Annotated in this window: 16 protein-coding genes and 2 pseudogenes; 6 read left to right on the top strand and 12 right to left on the bottom strand. The window is 61.1% G+C overall.

The features are described 5' to 3' along the window. The 5 genes from ACTHL0_RS00750 to ACTHL0_RS00730 form a co-directional block, all read right to left on the bottom strand. Positions 1 to 433, bottom strand: a 433-nt coding sequence (locus ACTHL0_RS00750; RefSeq protein ID WP_440564641.1) for a M20/M25/M40 family metallo-hydrolase, incomplete at its 3' end; no start/stop codon positions are given. Between the two features lie 68 nt (positions 434 to 501). Next, positions 502 to 1,959, bottom strand: coding sequence for an aldehyde dehydrogenase family protein (locus tag ACTHL0_RS00745; protein ID WP_440564640.1), 1,458 nt, complete (start codon positions 1,957 to 1,959; stop codon positions 502 to 504). Then, positions 1,956 to 3,233, bottom strand: coding sequence for an NAD(P)/FAD-dependent oxidoreductase (locus tag ACTHL0_RS00740; protein WP_440564639.1), 1,278 nt, complete (start codon positions 3,231 to 3,233; stop codon positions 1,956 to 1,958). Before ACTHL0_RS00740 ends, ACTHL0_RS00745 begins: the two co-directional genes overlap by 4 nt. An 83-nt stretch (positions 3,234 to 3,316) precedes the next feature. Continuing rightward, positions 3,317 to 4,219, bottom strand: a complete 903-nt coding sequence (locus tag ACTHL0_RS00735; RefSeq protein ID WP_440564638.1) for a GNAT family N-acetyltransferase — start codon at positions 4,217 to 4,219, stop codon at positions 3,317 to 3,319. A 53-nt stretch (positions 4,220 to 4,272) separates the two neighbouring features. After that, a complete protein-coding gene (locus tag ACTHL0_RS00730) occupies positions 4,273 to 4,677 on the bottom strand; it encodes a RidA family protein (protein WP_440564637.1) in 405 nt (134 codons plus the stop codon). 163 nt (positions 4,678 to 4,840) lie between these two features. On the opposite strand from ACTHL0_RS00730, the gene ACTHL0_RS00725 reads away from it, so the two are divergent. Continuing rightward, positions 4,841 to 5,761 carry a LysR substrate-binding domain-containing protein gene (locus tag ACTHL0_RS00725; RefSeq protein ID WP_440564635.1) on the top strand — a complete coding sequence of 307 codons (921 nt, stop codon included), beginning with the start codon at positions 4,841 to 4,843 and terminating at the stop codon, positions 5,759 to 5,761. 55 nt (positions 5,762 to 5,816) lie between these two features. Here the strand turns inward: ACTHL0_RS00725 and ACTHL0_RS00720 are convergent, their stop codons facing one another. From ACTHL0_RS00720 to ACTHL0_RS00700, 5 genes are all read right to left on the bottom strand, one after another. Further along, entirely contained in the window at positions 5,817 to 7,142 is a 1,326-nt protein-coding gene (locus ACTHL0_RS00720) for an NAD(P)/FAD-dependent oxidoreductase (RefSeq protein WP_440564634.1), read from the bottom strand. Positions 7,143 to 7,144: 2 nt separating this feature from the next. Then, positions 7,145 to 7,879: a cupin domain-containing protein gene (locus tag ACTHL0_RS00715; protein WP_440564633.1), complete on the bottom strand. Its 735-nt coding sequence runs from the start codon at positions 7,877 to 7,879 to the stop codon at positions 7,145 to 7,147. A 102-nt stretch (positions 7,880 to 7,981) separates the two neighbouring features. Beyond that, the gene (locus tag ACTHL0_RS00710) at positions 7,982 to 8,791 is read right to left on the bottom strand and encodes an amino acid ABC transporter ATP-binding protein (RefSeq protein WP_440564632.1); all 810 of its coding nucleotides are present in this window, start codon (positions 8,789 to 8,791) and stop codon (positions 7,982 to 7,984) included. 8 nt (positions 8,792 to 8,799) lie between these two features. Then, positions 8,800 to 9,456, bottom strand: coding sequence for an amino acid ABC transporter permease (locus ACTHL0_RS00705; protein ID WP_440564631.1), 657 nt, complete (start codon positions 9,454 to 9,456; stop codon positions 8,800 to 8,802). Positions 9,457 to 9,689: 233 nt separating this feature from the next. Next, the gene (locus ACTHL0_RS00700; protein WP_440564629.1) at positions 9,690 to 10,496 is read right to left on the bottom strand and encodes an ABC transporter substrate-binding protein; all 807 of its coding nucleotides are present in this window, start codon (positions 10,494 to 10,496) and stop codon (positions 9,690 to 9,692) included. Between the two features lie 444 nt (positions 10,497 to 10,940). On the opposite strand from ACTHL0_RS00700, the gene ACTHL0_RS00695 reads away from it, so the two are divergent. The 4 genes and pseudogenes from ACTHL0_RS00695 (at position 10,941) to ACTHL0_RS00680 (ending at position 16,012) form a co-directional block, all read left to right on the top strand. Next, the gene (locus ACTHL0_RS00695) at positions 10,941 to 12,071 is read left to right on the top strand and encodes a DSD1 family PLP-dependent enzyme (protein WP_440564628.1); all 1,131 of its coding nucleotides are present in this window, start codon (positions 10,941 to 10,943) and stop codon (positions 12,069 to 12,071) included. A 39-nt stretch (positions 12,072 to 12,110) separates the two neighbouring features. After that, positions 12,111 to 13,523: a threonine synthase gene (gene thrC, locus ACTHL0_RS00690; protein WP_440564627.1), complete on the top strand. Its 1,413-nt coding sequence runs from the start codon at positions 12,111 to 12,113 to the stop codon at positions 13,521 to 13,523. A gap of 20 nt (positions 13,524 to 13,543) precedes the next feature. Beyond that, positions 13,544 to 14,543 (top strand): annotated as a pseudogene (locus ACTHL0_RS00685) (homoserine kinase). After that, on the top strand, positions 14,540 to 16,012 hold the full coding sequence (locus ACTHL0_RS00680) for an NAD-dependent succinate-semialdehyde dehydrogenase (RefSeq protein ID WP_440564626.1): 1,473 nt from the start codon (positions 14,540 to 14,542) through the stop codon (positions 16,010 to 16,012). The pseudogene ACTHL0_RS00685 and the gene ACTHL0_RS00680 overlap by 4 nt, the downstream one beginning before the upstream one ends. A 283-nt stretch (positions 16,013 to 16,295) precedes the next feature. On the opposite strand, the gene ACTHL0_RS00675 is transcribed toward ACTHL0_RS00680, so the two are convergent. Next, positions 16,296 to 16,733 (bottom strand): winged helix-turn-helix transcriptional regulator, encoded by a 438-nt coding sequence (locus tag ACTHL0_RS00675; RefSeq protein ID WP_440564625.1) that lies wholly within the window; start codon positions 16,731 to 16,733, stop codon positions 16,296 to 16,298. Between the two features lie 95 nt (positions 16,734 to 16,828). Here ACTHL0_RS00675 and ACTHL0_RS00670 point away from each other — a divergent pair, with 95 nt between their 5' ends. After that, the gene (locus tag ACTHL0_RS00670) at positions 16,829 to 17,644 is read left to right on the top strand and encodes an oxidoreductase (protein WP_440564624.1); all 816 of its coding nucleotides are present in this window, start codon (positions 16,829 to 16,831) and stop codon (positions 17,642 to 17,644) included. Between the two features lie 113 nt (positions 17,645 to 17,757). Here the strand turns inward: ACTHL0_RS00670 and ACTHL0_RS00665 are convergent. Next, positions 17,758 to 17,976, bottom strand: a pseudogene (locus ACTHL0_RS00665) (GMC oxidoreductase); the annotation flags it as partial. Between the last annotated feature and the right edge of the window lie 124 nt (positions 17,977 to 18,100).

Genomic DNA, 18,100 nt, shown 5'->3' with positions numbered 1-18,100 from the left:
CGCCCGCGCCCCCTTCTTCTCCTGGCTGAAACACAAAATGAACCGTGCCCGGCAACTGCGGCAGTTGCTTCAGGACACGGGCGGCGCCCAGTAGCATCACCGTATGCCCGTCGTGTCCGCAGGCATGCATGATTCCGTTCGCACACGAGGCGTGTGCGAACTCATTGGCCTCCTGGATCGGCAACGCATCGAGGTCCGCGCGCAGCACGATGCCACGGGTCGGGTCGCGGCCGGGCAGGCTCGCGACCACGCCCGTCCCGCCCAGCCCGCGCAACACCGCATAGCCGAACGATTCGAGCTCACGTGCGACGACGTCTGCCGTCCTGCGCTCTTCGAATCGCAGTTCGGGATGGGCATGCAGGTCGCGTCGCAACTTCGCCCAATGCGAACGATGCGCGTCCAACGAAGTCTCGACCGTTGCGGAGGTATTCAATTTCGGCACCTTTAGAAAGCATTAGAGTCCACGCCGGCGTGCGGTTCGCGTCGGGCATCGCAGCCCTTTCAATCGTAGAACCCGAGGATCGACTTCACTTCCATGTACTCTTCCATGCCCTCGATCCCGTACTCTCGACCATTGCCCGACTGCTTGTACCCGCCGAATGGCGCTTGCGGGTCCCAAGCGGGATAGTTCAGATGCACCTGGCCCGAATGAATGCGCGCTGCGACCGCGTGCAACAGCGCTTTGTCGGTGCCTTGAACATGCGCGCCGAGCCCATAAACCGTGTCGTTCGCGATAGCGATCGCTTCTTCGACCGAGTCGTAGGGAAGGATGGCAAGGACCGGGCCAAAGATCTCTTCCTGAGCAATCTTCATCTTCGTACCCACGTCAGAAAAGATTGTCGGCTGTGCGTAGAACCCCCTGCTCAGGCCGGCCGGCCTTCCTGGTCCGCCGACGAGCAACCGGGCCCGTTCATCGATGCCGGCTCCGATCATCTCCTGCACCCGGCCGAACTGCGCACGATTGGCCAACGGACCGTGTGTCGTCGCATCGGCGAACGGATCGCCAACGATCATAGGTTCCGTTGCCGCGACGGCCAACGCTTCGACCTGCCGCAACACGCCGCGCGGCACGATCATCCGCGTCGGCGCGCTGCACGACTGACCCATGTTCCGAAACGCGGCAGCAACGCCTAGCGAGACGGCACGCGGCAGATCGGCATCGGGTAGCACGACGTTCGGCGACTTGCCACCCAGCTCCTGCGCCACACGTTTGACCGTCGGCGCAGCGGCCTGTGCAACGAGCACGCCCGCCCGCGTCGAGCCGGTGATCGACACCATATCGACTTGCGGGTGTGACGCCAGAGCCGTCCCGACTTCCGGGCCGGTGCCGCTCACGAGGTTGAATACGCCCGCCGGAACGCCGGCGTCCGCGATGACTTCAGCAAACAGCAAGGCGCTCAGCGGCGAGAGTTCACTGGGTTTCAGCACCACCGTGCAGCCCGCTGCGAGTGCCGGGCCGACCTTCGCCGTAATCTGATAAATCGGCCAGTTCCAGGGCGTGATCAGGGCGCAGACGCCGATCGCCTCGCGTACGACTGCGGTCGTTCCCCTTTGTGTCCGGAACGGATAGCTGGCCAGATTGTCGCGTGCGACGCGGATGTGCTCGGCTGCGAGCGGCACATGTGCGGCGCGGGCATAGCTGATGGGCGCGCCCATTTCCGTTGACAAAGCAGCGGCGAACAGTTCGGCGCGCTCCAGCATCAGCGTATGAACTCGGCCGAGCAGCGCGGCACGTTCTTGCGGCGCACTTGCAGACCAACCTGCGAACGCCTTACGCGCGGCGAGTACTGCGCGCTCGGCGTCGCGCGCGTTGCCAAGTGCGATGTCGCAGACTGCGTCCTCAGTGGACGGCGAGATAACGGCGATTCGATCGCTGCCATCGGGGGCAGTCCACTCGCCGTCGATGTAAAACCGGTCGAGCCTTCCTGCTTGCATCAGGTGACGAACAGGTGAAATCATTGGAGCGTGTCCTTGAGTCGATACCACGCGCCCACAAACGGAAAAAAACACGGCTTGCCGAAGTGGCCGGGGATAGCAGGCCAGTCGAAGTCTTTCCACGGGTTGAGATCTGCGCGTCCGTCCATGATCTCCGCCATCAGCGTGCCCATTAGCGTGGCCATCTGCGTGCCGTGGCCGCTATAGCCCATCGAGTAGTACACACCGTCACGCTGGCCCGCGCGCGGCAGCCGGTTGGCCGTCATGTCGACCATGCCACCCCAACAATAGTCGATGCGCACGTTGGCCAGTTCGGGAAACACGGAGGCCATCTGCTGTCGCAAGATCAGCCCGCTCTTATCGTCCGAACGGGGGTTCGACGTCGCGAAGCGCGCACGACCGCCAAACAGCATCCGATTGTCGGGCGTGACACGAAAGAAATTGACGAAGTTTTTGGTGTCGGTGGCCATCCTCCGCGTCGGCATCAACCGGTCGAGCAATTCCACCGGCAAGGGCTCCGTGACGATGAGGAACGCCCCAACCGGCACGATCCTGCGTCGGATCCAGCCGAACGGTCCCACCTGCGAGATGCCGCTCGCCAAGAGCACCTGCGGTGCGCGGATTTCTCCGCGCGGCGTCCGCACGATATAGGTACCCCGGGAATCCCGCTGCAATCCCAGTACCGGCGCCTGCTCGAGAACATGGGCCCCACGCGCTTGCGCAGCCTTCGCCAAACCACGAACATAGCGACCGACGTGCATCCCCGCGCTCTTCTTGAAGATCAATCCGCCGTGATATCGGTCCGAGCCGATCTCGTCACGAAGCTCTGCCTTCGTCACAAGGCGCGTATCGGGGTCCACGCTCGCGGCGAGCAACGCGTGACTTCTTGCAAGCTTATCGAAATGCTCTGGCTTCGCCGCGAGCTTGAGCTTTCCCCTGCGAACGAAATCGCAGTCGATCGATTCCTCCCTGACCAACCGCTCGACCGTGTCGACACCCGCGTCGAACGCGAGATAGAGCCGGTTGGCCCATTCCGTGCCGATCCGCTGCGAGAGTGAAGCGTAATCCTGAGCGAAGCCGTTGTTGCACATGCCGCCATTGCGGCCCGACGCCGCCTGTCCCACGGTCCCTGCTTCGCAGACGATGACGCGCGCGCCTTTTTTGGTGAGCGCCAAAGCCGCCGCTGAGCCGGTGATCCCCCCACCCACCACGACCACATCGCAACTTCCGCCGTCCATGTCAGGCGAGTGGCTGACGAATGGCTCGGACGTATCGAGCCAGTAAGAACCGAAATGCATGACAAACTCCAAAGCAGCCGGGCGCGTGCTCATACCCGAGACCCTACGTGCAAGCGGCAAATAAGCCGGTGGGTAACGAGCGTCTAAAGCATCGCTTGACTGACTAGTGCGTACAATCGGCAAACGGGATCAGATGCGCCGATATGTTCGTGGGCAGGCGCATTGAGAACCATCTTCGCGCAGATGTCCACGCGCTGCAGTCCCTGTTCGCTCAGCCAATCGCTCAAACCTGTTTCCGAGGGCACGTCGATACGGACGAATTCGCCCTCTCGTCCGGTCAGCCAGTAGCCGATCAAGGCTTTTGCGCGCACGTCGTCACGCGAATGAAGCGCGACCACCGGGCCGATCACGTACCCTCGGCCAAAGCGCCGCAACACCGAGAATCCGGCGACCTCGCCATCGCGTTCCAGTACGACGCTCTCCCCGCGCTCGAGCACTGCGGATAAAAGCGCATGGCGCTCGAGGCCCGAAGCGCGCGAAGCCAGCTCGATGAGGCCGGGAAAGTCGGCAGGGATCCCCGTGCGCAGTCGCTCACCATCGAGCAACGCGACGGGCAGAGGCTTACCGGCGCGCCCTTGATGTTGCTCCAACAATCCGCACGCGCTGAAGCCGAGCTTTTCGTAGAGCGGTCGACCGGCAAGCGTCGCATGGAGGAACGTGATACGTGGCCCTAACTCTTCGAGGACGATCTCCATCAGCTTACGGCCGATACCGCGGCCCTGGTGCGCCGACGACACGATGACGTGACCGAGCGAGGCCCGGTCGGCGCCGAACTTCCAGCACATCGCAGTACCAATAACGACACCCCGCTCTTCAGCCACGAACGCTATCGCCGTGTCGGCGGAAAACCGCCAGTCTTCGGGTCTATATGGCCAACCCAGTGCCATCGAGAGCGCGTGAGCCGCGGGCACGTCGGCCGGAGCGAACTTGCGATACCGAAGACTCGTGGCCAAGGCAGAGCCGTTCGCGAAGGAATCTTGTTTCATTAATCTACTCTACTGAATGTTTCGGTTCCGCCTGAAGCGCAACCCGCTCGGGGCTATACCGCCGCAACCGCTTCGACTTCGATCTTCAGACCGTAATGCAGCGCAGGAACCGGCACGACAGCCCGAGCGGGTCTCGCATCGCCGGCCCAACGCGCATAGATCTCGTTGAAGGTCGCCCAATGCCCGACATCGACGATATACACGCGGACCTGCACAAGTTTCTTGATTTCGCTGCCAGCGCTGGAGAGCGCCGAAGCCAGATTCGCCAGTGCCTGCTCGGCTTGTTCCTCGAAGGCGCTCTCCACCAGTTTTCGTCCGCTCGAGTCGATCGGCAGTTGGCCCGACACAAAGATCAGACCACTTGCGATCGAAACGTGACTGTAGTGCCCACCCGGCGTTGCCAGGCCGGCGAGGTTCGTTGTCCGAGGTTGCTGCGTACCGTGTTCGTTCTGGTCCATCAAGGCCACTCCAGGCAAGAGTACGTCGTTGAATGTCCGGGGCGCTTCGCCAGCCCTGCGGCCGCATCGACCACCGCTGTTGGCAAGCCGGTGCGACGTACTATAGAAAAAATTATCTTTATCGTGTTTAATCTCCGATGAATCCATCGTTAATGGGCCATTAATGCTTCAACTCGAAGACATGCAGCTGCTGCGTGCGCTCGGCGTATCGCAATCGCTTGCCGCAGCAGCGAGATTGTTAGACCTGACGCCGCCCGCGGTCACGGTACGTCTTCAGCGCATCGAGGAGCGGATTGGGGTGAGTCTTGCCACGCGCGCAGCGAGAGGCATCTCGCTCACTGATGAAGGGCACCGCCTCGTTCAGGAAGCCATTGAGATCCTGGAGCGGATCGAGTCCATTCCATCGCGCGTCTCAGGGGCGTCCGCTGGTGTAAGTGGTCATTTGCGCGTCGTGGCTCCATTCGGATTCGGCAGGGAATATGTCGCGCCGCTCGTCCGGGACCTCCATCGCTCACACCCCAATCTGGCGATCTCGCTGATTTTGGTCGAGAGTCCGCTCGCGTCTGCGTCGGGCGCCGACGCAGTCGTTTCGATCGGCCACATCAAAGGCTCTTCCTGGGTGGGACATTTCCTTGCGCCAAACGACCGCCTTCTTTGTGCAGGCCCCGCCCTTGCACGTTCGCTGTCAAAGCTCAAGCATCCCTCCGAACTGACCCGGCACCCTTACCTGACCTTACGAGAAAACGATGAAGACGTGACGCGTCTGCGTTTTGCTCAGCACGATGCTGTAGGCAAACGCATCGGCAAGGGCGTGACGGTCCGCTTGAGCAGCGCGTTATCTTCGAACGATGGCACCGTCGTCAGAGACTGGGCCGTCGACGGCCTCGGCGTTGTCGCGCGATCCGAATGGGATTGCGCGCGGCTGATTGCAGAGGGGAAACTGAAGCGCATTTTGCCGGCATGGCACCTCGAACCTGCACCGGTCATGGCCCTGACGCCCACCCGCCAAGGCCTGACCATTCGTCAGCGTGTGTTCCTGGAAGCCGCGAAGCGAGCCTTCAACCCGGTGCCTTGGCGCAGTTGAATCAACGAGGCGCTTTCAAGCGCCGCGGGTGCATTGCGCCGCCTCCCGGCACGCGCTAAAAATCAGCGACCTTGCCCCATGCAGATGAGGCGAATCGGCTCGGTCGATACGGTGTGGGATCCACGATGGGCTCGGCACCGGTGGCGAGATCGGCGATCAGGTGGCCTGCGCCAGGGCTTATCCCGAAGCCGTGGCCTGAAAAGCCCGCTGCCAGGATCAATCCCGGTACGCCCGGTACTTCGCCAATTCCTGGAACACCGTCCGGCGTGCTGTCGACGAAGCCGGCCCATGCATGCGTAATCTTCGCCTCGCGTAGTTCGGGCAACAGTTCGATGGCGCGGCGATGCGTTTCGGCGATCGTCGCGCGATCGGGCTTCGGATCGAGGATGCGCATTCGCTCCATAGGCGTCGGCGCATCGAGCCGCCAGCGCTTCAACGTTTCGTGGCCGCCTCGAACGCCCTCGAGTCCCCCCGGAAGAAGGCTGCGCCAACGCGCGGCGAACATCGGCACGAATTGCGGCGCGAAACGCAGAAATTGGCCCGTCACATCGACGCGCGCTCGCCCGCTGATGGCTAGTGCGTAGCGTCCGTCATTTCGGCGAGTCACCGAAACGCCGGAGGTAAACAGCGCATCGGGCAAACTATGTTCCACAGGGGAGACGCTGAGGATCGATTGGCGAATCGATGCTTGCGGAAAACGGATGCCAAGCTGTCTGCAGAACGACGACGCCCAGGCGCCACCCGCCAGCACCACGGTCCGGGTCTTGATGACGCCGGCTTCGGTGACGACGCCGCTGACGCGCCCACCCTCCAGTTCGACGCCACGGGCCGCGCACGCTTGAATGACACTGCCGCCTAACTTCATGAGCGCGGCTGCCACGGCCGGCGCGGCCTTGCCGGGGTCGGCCGTACCGTCGGTGGGCGAAAAGACGCCGCCTTTCCAGGCTCGCCCGGTCACTCGCCCACGCTCGGTAGCCTGCCGGCTGTCGAGCATGTAAGTTGTCACGCCCGCGGTCTTCGCAAAGTCGCCCCAACTGGCCCAACGGGACAATTCGGCGTCGTCATTGCTGAGGTATAGAAGCCCGCACCGATGAAAGCCCGTGTCTTCGCCCGTTTCGATCGCAAATCGTTGCCAGAGGTCGAGACTCTTGCTCGCCATCGGCAATTCGCGCGCGTCACGGTTCTGCTGCCGGCACCAGCCCCAATTGCGGCTCGACTGCTCGGCGCCGATTCTCCCCTTCTCGACGAGCGCGACCGAAACCCCGCGTCGGGCCAGGTAGTAGGCAGCGAAGACGCCGATGACGCCACCGCCGATCACCACCACGTCGGCCGCGGCCGGCAGCGTGGGTGAAGTTTGAATCTGCTGAAGCGGGGGCGACATGATCAGCCTCGCTCCGTTGAAGTCTGAACGTTTTGCGTCACGTAGAATTTCGCTACGCGATCGCTGCTTTCCCATCCGATCGGCGCCCCCTGGGGCACGAAGATCGCGTCGCCGGTGCCAAGCGACAGCACGCTGCCATCAGGCGCCGCGAACCGCACGCTCCCGGCCACGAGATGCATGAACTCGTTCACGCGATGCGGGCGAACGATCCGATGGTAAGGCGTCGAATCCCACGTACCCGCGCGGTACTCCGCGCGTTCATCGGTGAATACATTGGCACTTCGGCACTGCGGCGCGGGGCCCAGCAGCACCTCAGCGGGTAGTGTTGCGGACGGCTTGAAGTCAGCGTCGACGCGTAAGGGGAGTAGCCCGCTCTTCGTGGGTCCAGTGCACACCGTCGCGCAGAACACGAAAGCCGTGCGCGATTCGGCCCTGACGCGAAGCGCAGTGCCGCCGCCAATCACGACGCCCGCTTGCGGGCCGAGTACCAACGGCGCCATTCCGGCCGCTTCCAGCGTGAGCTTGCCTTCGACAACGACGATGGTCTCGGTGTGCGGAAAGCGTGCTACGTCGAGTTCGCCAATAAAGCTCACACGGCCCGCGGCCATCGAGTCGGGTCCTTCCCAAGCAATCTCACGATGTTGCGAGAACGGGTCTTGGGCGCCGAATGCTGCTCTGCGGAAGGCAGTCGAAAGAGGCGCACCGCCGGCACGGTGCAATACGAATGCTACGGTCACTTTTGCTCCTACGGATCTAGCGGACGATGGTTCGTTTATCTAATTGAAATTCAATCAGCAACGGCTTTCCGCCCATGTTGAGTTGGGCGGTCAAGCACAGTTTCATGCGCTTTTGAGGGGGTTCACGTCAGTTCCTTGGGTGCAAGACGGCGCGCTCCCCTTGTGGGCGTTCGGATCATCTATGTGGTGTGTCAGCACATGCCGCAGAAATTCTCGCGTACGCGCTTCCCGCGGCGAGCCGAGCACTTCTTTCGCACTACCCTCCTCGATGATGAGGCCGGCATGCAGAAAGCAGACACGGTCTGCCACTTCGCGCGCAAACCCCATCTCGTGCGTCACGACGAGCATCGTCATCCCTTCGCGCGCCAGCGTGCGCATGACACTCAGCACCTCGCCCACCAGTTCGGGGTCGAGGGCCGAGGTCGGCTCGTCGAACAGGATCGCCTTGGGCCTCATTGCGAGCGACCGCGCGATCGCGACGCGCTGCTGTTGGCCACCCGACAGTTGATGCGGATACGCATCGATTTTCTGGCCGAGGCCGACCTTACGCAGCAACTCGATTGCCTCGCGCCGGGCCTGCTCGACCGGCTCGCGCTTCACATGTACCGGCCCCTCCATGACGTTCTCGAGCGCAGTACGGTGTGGGAACAGATTGAAGCGCTGGAAGACCATGCCCACCTGGGTGCGCAGCTGATTGATATGGCGGGAGCGTTGCTCGACCACCTGCTCCAGCAGCTTGATCTCGCCCGAATCATAGGACTCGAGCGCGTTGATGCATCGAAGCAGCGTCGACTTGCCGGAGCCCGACGCTCCGATCAGACAGACCACCTCGCCCTCGTTCACCTTCAACGTAATGCCTCTGAGCACCGGCACGTCGCCGAAGCTTTTATGCACGTCTTTGATTTCGATCATTTGCAACCTCACTTCACCTTGTGTTTTCCGAAGCGCCGTTCGAGCATCTTCGTCAAACTCATCAACGGAAGGCTCATCGCAAGATATCCGGCTGCCACCAGTGTGTAGACTTCCAGGTTCTGGAACGTTGAGGCTGCGATCAGCGATCCTTGACGCGTCATCTCGGAGACAGTGATCGTCGAGGCGAGAGACGAGTCCTTGAGCATCGATACAAGCGTATTGCTGTAGGGCGGCAGCGCAACCTTGATCGCCTGGGGAAGAATCACGCGGGTCATGGTCTTGATGCGGCCCATCCCGATCGATTGTGCGGCTTCGTATTGACCTTGATCCACCGACTCGATGCCCGACCGGATGATTTCCGCGACATACGTGGAATATCCGAAGGCGAGCCCCACGATGCTCGCTTGCAGCGCGCTCATCTGCAGATGGATCGAGGGAAATACGAAATAAATGTAGAACAGCAGTACGATCATCGGCAGCCCACGGACCAGGTTGATCAACGTGGTGGCCGCGCGCTTGACGGGCGCATGCCGTGACATCTTCAGGAGCGCCCAAACGAGACCGAGCGCGGTACTTAGAATCAAACAGCTAACGGTGATGAAGATCGTCATCCCGGCTCCCTCAAGCAGGATCGGGACAAACTCGACTACGTCGCTCCAACGCATGATTCGCCTTTCTAATAATCGTTGCCTTGCATAACCCGGCGCCGATCTTCGTCGTAGCGGCCGAGCAGCGATCGACTCGCACACTACGCTCGGATACTTGCGCACACCGGGCCGTCTCCTTACCTATCGGCCATCCTCACGAACGACCTTCGGGCCGGGTCGCGGCTGACTACAGGACCCAGCCAGAAATACGTCGCGATCCACCCTGCAAGAATCGATCGGACGTCCTCGTGTCAACCACCGAAATTCCATTTTTTCAGGATGCCGTCCAGCGTTCCGTCCGCCTTGATTTTTGCCAACCCATCGTTGATCTTCGCAAGCAACGCAGCGTTTCCCTTCTTCACACCGAATGCAATGGGCACCTTCTTCAGCGGCGTGAACCCATCTACAACCTTACAGCCCTGCAGCGTGCCCGCGGTTTCCTGTGCCTTCCAGACTGGATAGTCGTTGAACGCTGCCGTAATACGGCCCAGCGCGACATCGCGCGCCATGTCGGCCCCTGTGTTGTACAGCTTGACCTCTTTGAAGATGCCAAGCTTCATCAGTTCTTCTGCGGTTTCCTCGCCGACGCCTGCGCCGACAACCGTGCCCTTCAGATCTTGAATCGTGCGGTAGTTGTTCTTATCCGAAGCATTGACGATGATCCCTTTGCCAAAAAACGCCACCGGCTGCGAGAAGTCGATCACCTCTTCACGCTTCGGCGTCGGCGTCATGCCCGCAACGATCAGGTCGATCTTGTCGGAGACGACGGATTGGATGAGCGCCGAGAACGGGATGACGTCGAAGGACACATCGAAACCCTCGCGTTTTCCGATTGCACGAATCACATCAGGCATGACACCTTGAATCTCGTGCGTTTTCATATCCAGGAATGCGTTCGGCACGCTCGATGGCGTGGTCCCCGCAGAAACGTTGACTGGCGCTGCAAATGCATGAGCGGCGCCGAGCGCCGCTGCGATAGCGACGGCACCAGCAGACAGAATGCGTTGGAAGAAGCAGACACGCGAGCGGCAGATGCGTTGCGGTGTATAGGAGTACATGACAGATCCTCAACGAAAATTCATCAAATAGGCAAGGCCGGTGCCGGATGGGGCCAGCGTGATGTGTGTCGATTCGGCCGCTTCGCTTCACGCTTCATACGAACGCGCAGCATTTGGACAGGCACCCCCGCATGAGCCGCTTGGGCGCCCAGGTTTGCCGGCGCCCCCCTTCCCGCACGGGCGGCAACGCCCCCACGCGCCAAGTCCATGCAGCGAACTATAGGAAAGAATCTTTTTCCCATGCTTAACATCCAAAAAACTCAACGTTAACGCCCATTTAATGCTCAGGTGCAGCGCGACGTTCACGCATCGGCATTCAATCTAGCTTAATGGCTAGTTTATTCTTCGTTAAGCACAAATTCTCGGCTGACTTCTATAGTGGCTTCTCCTTATGCGCCACACCGCATCGACACCCACCGCGCCAAGAATTGCCAGGAGCCACTGATGAATTTGGAGTCATTTAATACGCCCGCTGCGGTGATCGATATCGCGCGTATGCACCGCAACATCGAACGGATGCAGCAACGCATGGATGCGCTCGGCGTGAGGTTCCGTCCGCACGTCAAGACGACTAAATGTGAACAGGTGGTCCGGGCACAAATGGACGCCGGAGCACGCGGCATCACCGTATCCACACTTAAGGAAGCCGAACAATTCTTCGCAAGCGGCATTCGCGACATCGTCTACGCGGTGGGAATGGCCCCGGCAAAACTCGCGCAGGCGCTCGCACTGCGCCGACAAGGCTGCGATCTGAAGATCGTTGCCGACAGCGTCGCCTGCGCCGAAGCCATCGTCGCATTCGGCGGAGCGCACGACGAGTCCTTCGAAGTCTGGATCGAGATCGACGTGGATGGTCATCGCTCAGGTATCACACCCGATGACGACGCGCTTCTCGCTGTCGCTGCGACCCTGTCGCATGGCGGCATGCATCTTGGCGGCGTGTTGGCCCATGCGGGTTCGAGCTACGACTACGATACCCATGAGGCGCTCGTGCGCATCGCGGAACAGGAACGCTCGCGCTGCGTGCGCGCCGCCGAACGCATTCGGGCCGCGGGCCTGAAGTGCGACGTCGTCAGCATCGGATCGACACCGACAGCGTTGGCCGCCGAACATCTGGAGGGCGTGACCGAAGTTCGCGCAGGCGTCTACGTCATGTTCGATCTCGTCATGCACAACGTCGGCGTAAACGACACGTCCGAGATTGCATTGAGCGTGTTGACTACCGTCATCGGGCATCAGAGCGAGAAAGGCTGGGCCATCGTCGACGCGGGTTGGATGGCCATGAGTCGCGACCGTGGCACCCAGCGCCAAAAGCGCGACTTTGGTTACGGGCTCGTGTGCCGCGAAAACGGAGAGGTGCTAAACGAGTATCTGATGAGCGGTGCGAACCAGGAGCACGGGATCGTCTCCCGGTCGGGTACGCCGGATCACGAGATCGAGAAACGTTTTCCGATCGGGACGCGCCTTCGGATACTGCCCAATCATGCGTGTGCCACCGGCGCACAGCATCCCGCCTATCAGGCCGTCGGCCCTGACGGCAATGTCGAAACCTGGCCGCGGTTCTATGGCTGGTAACGAGCGCCGAATTCGAATCCATAGAGAGGAAGCCTCGTTATGAAGTATGTCTCGACGCGTGGTGCCAGCGCCGGCCTGCGGTTTTCCGAAGTATTGATGGAAGGACTGGCGGCGGATGGTGGCCTCTATGTGCCCACCAGCTACCCCAAGGTCGACGACGCAACGCTGCAGCACTGGCGCGGCCTGTCGTATCCCGAGTTGGCCTTCGAGATCGTTTCGCTTTACATCGACGACATTCCCGCTGACGAACTGCGCACCATCATCGCCAGGACCTACACGCAGGACACGTTCGGCTCGGTGCAGATCGCGCCTTTGCGGAAGCTCGACGAATCGATCGCTTTGCTCAACCTGTCCAATGGCCCAACGTTCGCGTTCAAGGACGTGGCGATGCAGTTGCTCGGCAATCTTTTCGAAGCCGAGTTGGGGCACCGCAGCGCGAAACTGAACATTCTGGGCGCCACCTCGGGCGATACCGGGAGCGCCGCGGAATATGCGATGCTGGGCAAGCAAAACGTCCAAGTGTTCATGTTGAGCCCCCATGGCCGCATGAGCCCGTTCCAACAGGCGCAGATGTTCAGCCTGCAGGACAAGAACATCCACAACCTCGTGATCGAGGGCAGCTTTGACACTTGCCAGGATATCGTCAAGGCTGTCTCCGCCGACCTGACGTTCAAGCGGCAATACAACATCGGCACGGTCAATTCCATTAACTGGGCGCGCTTGCTCGCGCAGGTCGTCTATTATTTTTCCGGCTATTTCCAGGCGACGAACGACAACAGCGAACGCGTCTCGTTCTGCGTCCCTTCGGGCAATTTCGGCAACATATGCGCCGGCCACGTCGCCCGCATGATGGGGTTGCCGATCGAGAAGCTGGTGCTGGCCACCAACGAAAACGATGTGCTTGACGAGTTTTTCAAGACCGGTCGATATCGCGTTCGCACCAGCCGCGAAACGATGGTGACCTCCAGCCCGTCGATGGACATCTCCAAGGCATCGAATTTTGAGCGCTTTGTCTTCGATCTGTTGAGCCGGGATGCCCAGCGCATCGGGCAGCTGTTTGGCGAAGCGCTTTCGCGGCGCGGCCAGTTCAGCCTGACAGAGCAAGAGACCGCACGCATCGCCAGCTATGGCTTTGTATCGGGCAAGAGCACGCACGCCGACCGGTTGCGGACGATCGCCGATACCTGGGAACGCCATCGCACGATGATCGATCCGCACACCGCCGATGGTGTCAAAGTTGCGCGCGACCACCTTCAACCGGGCATTCGCACCATCGTGCTCGAAACGGCCCTGCCCCTGAAGTTTGCGGACATCATCCGCGAGGCGACCGGGCAGGAAGCGCCGCGGCCCGCATCGGTTGCGGACCTGGAACAACACCCCCGGCGCTGCGAGTTGATCGCGGCGTCGGCCGATGCAGTGATGGCATACATCGCCCGGCATTGCAACGCCTGACGCCATCCGGAGCACGTGTCATGGCTGTATTTACTCCCGTCTCCGAGCAGGAAGTTGCCGCTTTCATCGCACCGCTGACACTCGGAAATCTGACTTCGCTACGCGGCATTCCAAGCGGAATTGAAAACACCAACTATTTCCTTACAACGCACGCAGGTGAATTTGTGCTCACCCTCTTCGAGCGGCTGGGCAAAGAGGAATTGTCGTTCTACCTGCAACTGATGCAGCATTTGGCCCGAAAGAGAATCCCCGTGCCCGAGCCAAAGGCGGATGCCCGTGGCCGGATACTGTTGGAGTTGCATGGCAAACCCGCTTGTGTCGTGACCAAGCTGGAAGGGTGGCAGTGTCTCGAGCCAGCGCCGCACCATTGCGAGCAAGTCGGCGACATGCTGGCGCGCATGCACCAAGCCGGCAGTGATTTCCAATTGGAACAAGTCAATTTGCGGGGCTTTGACTGGTGGGTTCAGGCCGCTGACCAGATGCTGCCATTTCTCGATGACGAACGGCGCGCCGTTCTTCTTGACGAACTCAGGTTCCAGCGGGCACTCGCCAGTGATCGCTTGTACCGGACACTGCCCCGAGGCCCCGTACATGGCGATCTGTTTCGCGATAACGTCTTGTTCGCCTCTGCGGCCGGCTCGGACAACCGAACCGGCGTGGAAAAGCTGTCGGGCTTTTTTGATTTTTACTTCGCGGGAACCGATGTATTCATATACGACGTGGCCGTATGTTTGAATGACTGGTGCATCGATCGCCAGTCGGGAGCGCTGCTGCCCGCCGTGGCCACTGCCTTCGTCGAAGCCTATGAGCGCGCTCGCCCGTTCAGCTCGCTGGAGCGACGCCGCAGTGCTCAGAGCGGCGGCTTTGAGGTTTTGGCTATCGCGCCTCGTGGATTTGCACTTCCCCCGCGAATCGGCATTGCTCCATGCACATGACCCGGATCACTTCTTTCGCGTGCTGTGCCGTCACCGGTGCTCATCATTTTTCTCATCCCACGACGCAAACACGTTGACATCATGACAAAAGCCTATCAATTGCGCGATCTGATTCGAGCCGACAATTTCATCAATGGCGAGTGGGTTCCCGCCGCAAGCGGCAAGCGCTTTGCCGTGTCCGATCCGGCAACGGGCGAAGTCATCACTGAAGTGGCCGACAGCGGCCCTGCCGATGCGCGAGCCGCCACCGATGCCGCCTCGCGCGCCTTCCCCGCCTGGCGGGACACCTTGCCGAAGGACCGCGCAGCCGTGCTGCATCGCTGGCATGCACTGATCGTTGAACACGCGGATACACTCGGGCGTCTCATTTCGCTGGAACAGGGGAAGCCATTTTTGGAAGGACGTGGCGAGGTGATGTACGGCGCGTCATACGTCGCATGGTTCGCCAATGAAGCAACACGAATCTACGGCGATATTATTCCGCAGCAGCAGCGCGGCAAGCGCATGAGCGCGGTGAAGGAACCGGTAGGGATCGTCGCGGCCATCACGCCGTGGAATTTTCCGCTCGCGATGATCGCGCGCAAGATCGCACCGGCGCTCGCGGCAGGCTGCACGGTGGTCGGCAAGCCGGCCGAGGACACACCGCTCACCGCATTTGCGTTGGTCCTCCTCGCGCACGAGGCAGGCGTTCCCGCGGGCGTCATCAACCTCATTGGCGCATCGCGAGATAACACGGTTGCTTCCGTAAAAGCGTGGTTGGATGACAGCCGCGTGCGCAAGATTACGTTCACCGGGTCGACGTCTGTTGGCAAGTATCTCGCACGCGAATCAGCCGCCACACTGAAGAAGCTTTCGCTCGAACTCGGCGGCAATGCGCCTTTCATCGTGTTCGACGACGCCGATCTCGAGGCCGCCGTCGCAGGACTCATGGCATCGAAGTTTCGCAACGGCGGGCAGACGTGCGTCTCCCCGAATCGCGTGTACGTGCAAGCGGCGGTATACGATAGGTTCGCCGATCTGCTCACAAAGCGCGTCGCCGCGTTAAAGGTCGCGCCCGCGACAGATCCAGATGCGCAAATCGGTCCGATGATCAATCCCCGCGCGGTCGAAAAGATCGAACGTCACGTGAACGACGCGATCGAGCGCGGCGCGCGGGTGCTCACAGGTGGCAAGCGCATGACCGAACTCGGCCCGAACTATTACGCGCCAACTGTGCTCGCCGGTGCCTCGGCCGATATGCAATTGAACTGCGAGGAAACGTTCGGCCCCGTGGTGCCGCTGTTCCGTTTCCACGACGAAGAGCAAGCAATCCGCGCCGCCAACGACACACCGTTCGGCCTCGCGACGTATTTCTATAGCCAGGATGTGCGCCGCATCGACCGCGTATCGCGCCTGCTCGAAGCGGGACTCGTCGGCATCAACGAAGGTGCGCTTTCGAGTGAGGCGGCACCCTTCGGCGGCGTGAAAGAATCGGGCTATGGCCGCGAAGGCTCGAAGTACGGCCTCGACGATTACCTTTCAATCAAGTATCTCTGCCAGGGCAACCTGGAGTGAGCTTGAGCCTGTTCGATGCTCGGGCGGCAGAGAAAATACGATACCGTCGCCGGTACCGTTGATCACGCGCCGCTGTCGTCGGACGCTGGACAGCCTGCAAGGACGCGTACCCAGCGAGCATCGATCCTTGGCCGAGCCCGCACTGCGCGTGCCGTGAGGAGGCCAATCGAACACGTTCCCGTGGTCTTCGTCGGCCAGCCAAGTATCGTCATATTCGAACGTGACAGTTTTGTCGCTACGCGACGCATGGCGTCTGAGCAACCCCACGGGTCTTCACGGCTGATCACTCTGGAGGGATGACTCGTATTGGGCGCGATCCTATCCTGGCGCCTGTGTTCTCATCCACGGCCACTGGCTTGATTTCAGTCCCGGCCTCGGCATCCAGGAAACGCATAAGGGCACCGCCGCTACGGTGCTGGCGCCCCCACGCGCCAATCATGAAGAGCACCGGCAAGACATCGCATCCGGCCGCCGTCAGCACGTATTCCTCTCGCGGCGGGTGCGCCGAATAAAGCCGCTTCTCCAGCATGCCTTCCTCCGTCAGCGTCGCAAGCCGGCGGGAAAGGATCGTCGGGGCAATGCCCAGGCTTTTGCGGAACTGGTCGAAGCGGGTCAGCCCCGCATGCGCATCCCGCAAGATCAACAAACTCCAGGCGTCGCCGAACACGGCTAGGCTGCGTGCGATCGGGCACGGCTCATCGCAGGGTATTTCCTTGTCCATACTTTTTCGATAGTGACTGTGCTAGCATACTGAGTATCGAATCGATAGTAACACTTTCGACGATGCCGCTCGCCCACCCTTTGGAGAATCGATTGATGAACAAGAACGACATGCGTGTCGCCCTCGTGACCGGAGCATCCTCCGGCATTGGACGGGCCACGGCCTTGGCACTCAGGCAAGCGGGTTACCGTGTGTTCGGAACCAGCCGCAAGACATCTCCCGCAAGCGTCGACGACATCACGATGCTGACGTGCGACGTGACCGACGACGACTCCGTACAGGAGATGGTCGCCGAAGTCTTGAGGGCCGCCGGCAGGATCGACCTGCTGGTCAACAACGCAGGCATCGGCTTGTTCGGCGGGGCAGAAGAGTCGTCTGCCGCGCAGGCCCGGTCGCTGTTCGAGGTGAATGTGTTCGGCGTGTTGCGCGTCACCAACGCGGTTCTGCCGGCGATGCGCCGCCAGAAGCGAGGGCGCATCATCAACATGAGTTCCGTGTTAGGTCTGATCCCATCGCCGTACAACGCCCTGTACGCCTCGACGAAGCATGCCGTGGAGGGCTACTCAGAATCGCTGGACCACGAGTTGCGCACGCTCGGCATTCGTGTAGTGCTGGTGGAGCCTGCCGCGACCCGTACGTCGTTCGAGGAGAACACGATCAAGCCGGACCGCGCGCTGCCCGTCTACGATTCGGATCGTGCCCGCATTCATGCACTGTTGCCGGCCCTGATGGAAGCGGGTGACGCGCCCGAGATCGTCGCTGCCACGGTGCTTAAAGCGGCGGCGGAGATCACGCCGAAGCGGCGCTACACCGCGGGCAAACAGGCCGGCCAGGTGCGTTTTCTGCGCCGCTATCTGCCCGAGTCCTTCGTGGACAAAGCCGTTCGGAAATTCAATCAGTTGCCGACTTAAGCCCCCGAAGACGGCAGAACGCTTGCAACGGCGTTCCTCCCTCAACTTTTATGTGGGGCCTACTCTGGCAACAATCCTTCACAACGTCGAGACGGTGCCGAGGATACGCTTACTCACATTGGTCGTTCGCTCTTCATGAACGTCCGTGTCGGCTGGCGTGTTCCTTCCGGCTGGGTGTGAATTGGTTTGTCCTGCACACGATAACCCAGTGTGCGGCACAGTGATTCACCCACGCGCAGTGCTTGCGCAGCGATCGTCAGCGCAGGATTCAATGCTGCGGATGACGGAAAGAACCCGGCATCGACAACGTAGAGATTGTTGTGGTCGTACGCGGCTCCTCCCATCAAGGGACATGCGGTGCCACCACCTTCATCCACGTGGTGATTTCGATCGGCGGATTGTGGGCAATCCTAATGTCATAGAGCACATCTTGGCCCGCACTCACGTAGCAAGGCG

The sequence above is a fragment of the Trinickia sp. genome, assembly GCF_051961175.1.
Classification (GTDB): Bacteria; Pseudomonadota; Gammaproteobacteria; order Burkholderiales; family Burkholderiaceae; genus Trinickia.
This window is presented reverse-complemented; position numbering and strand designations above follow the sequence as displayed.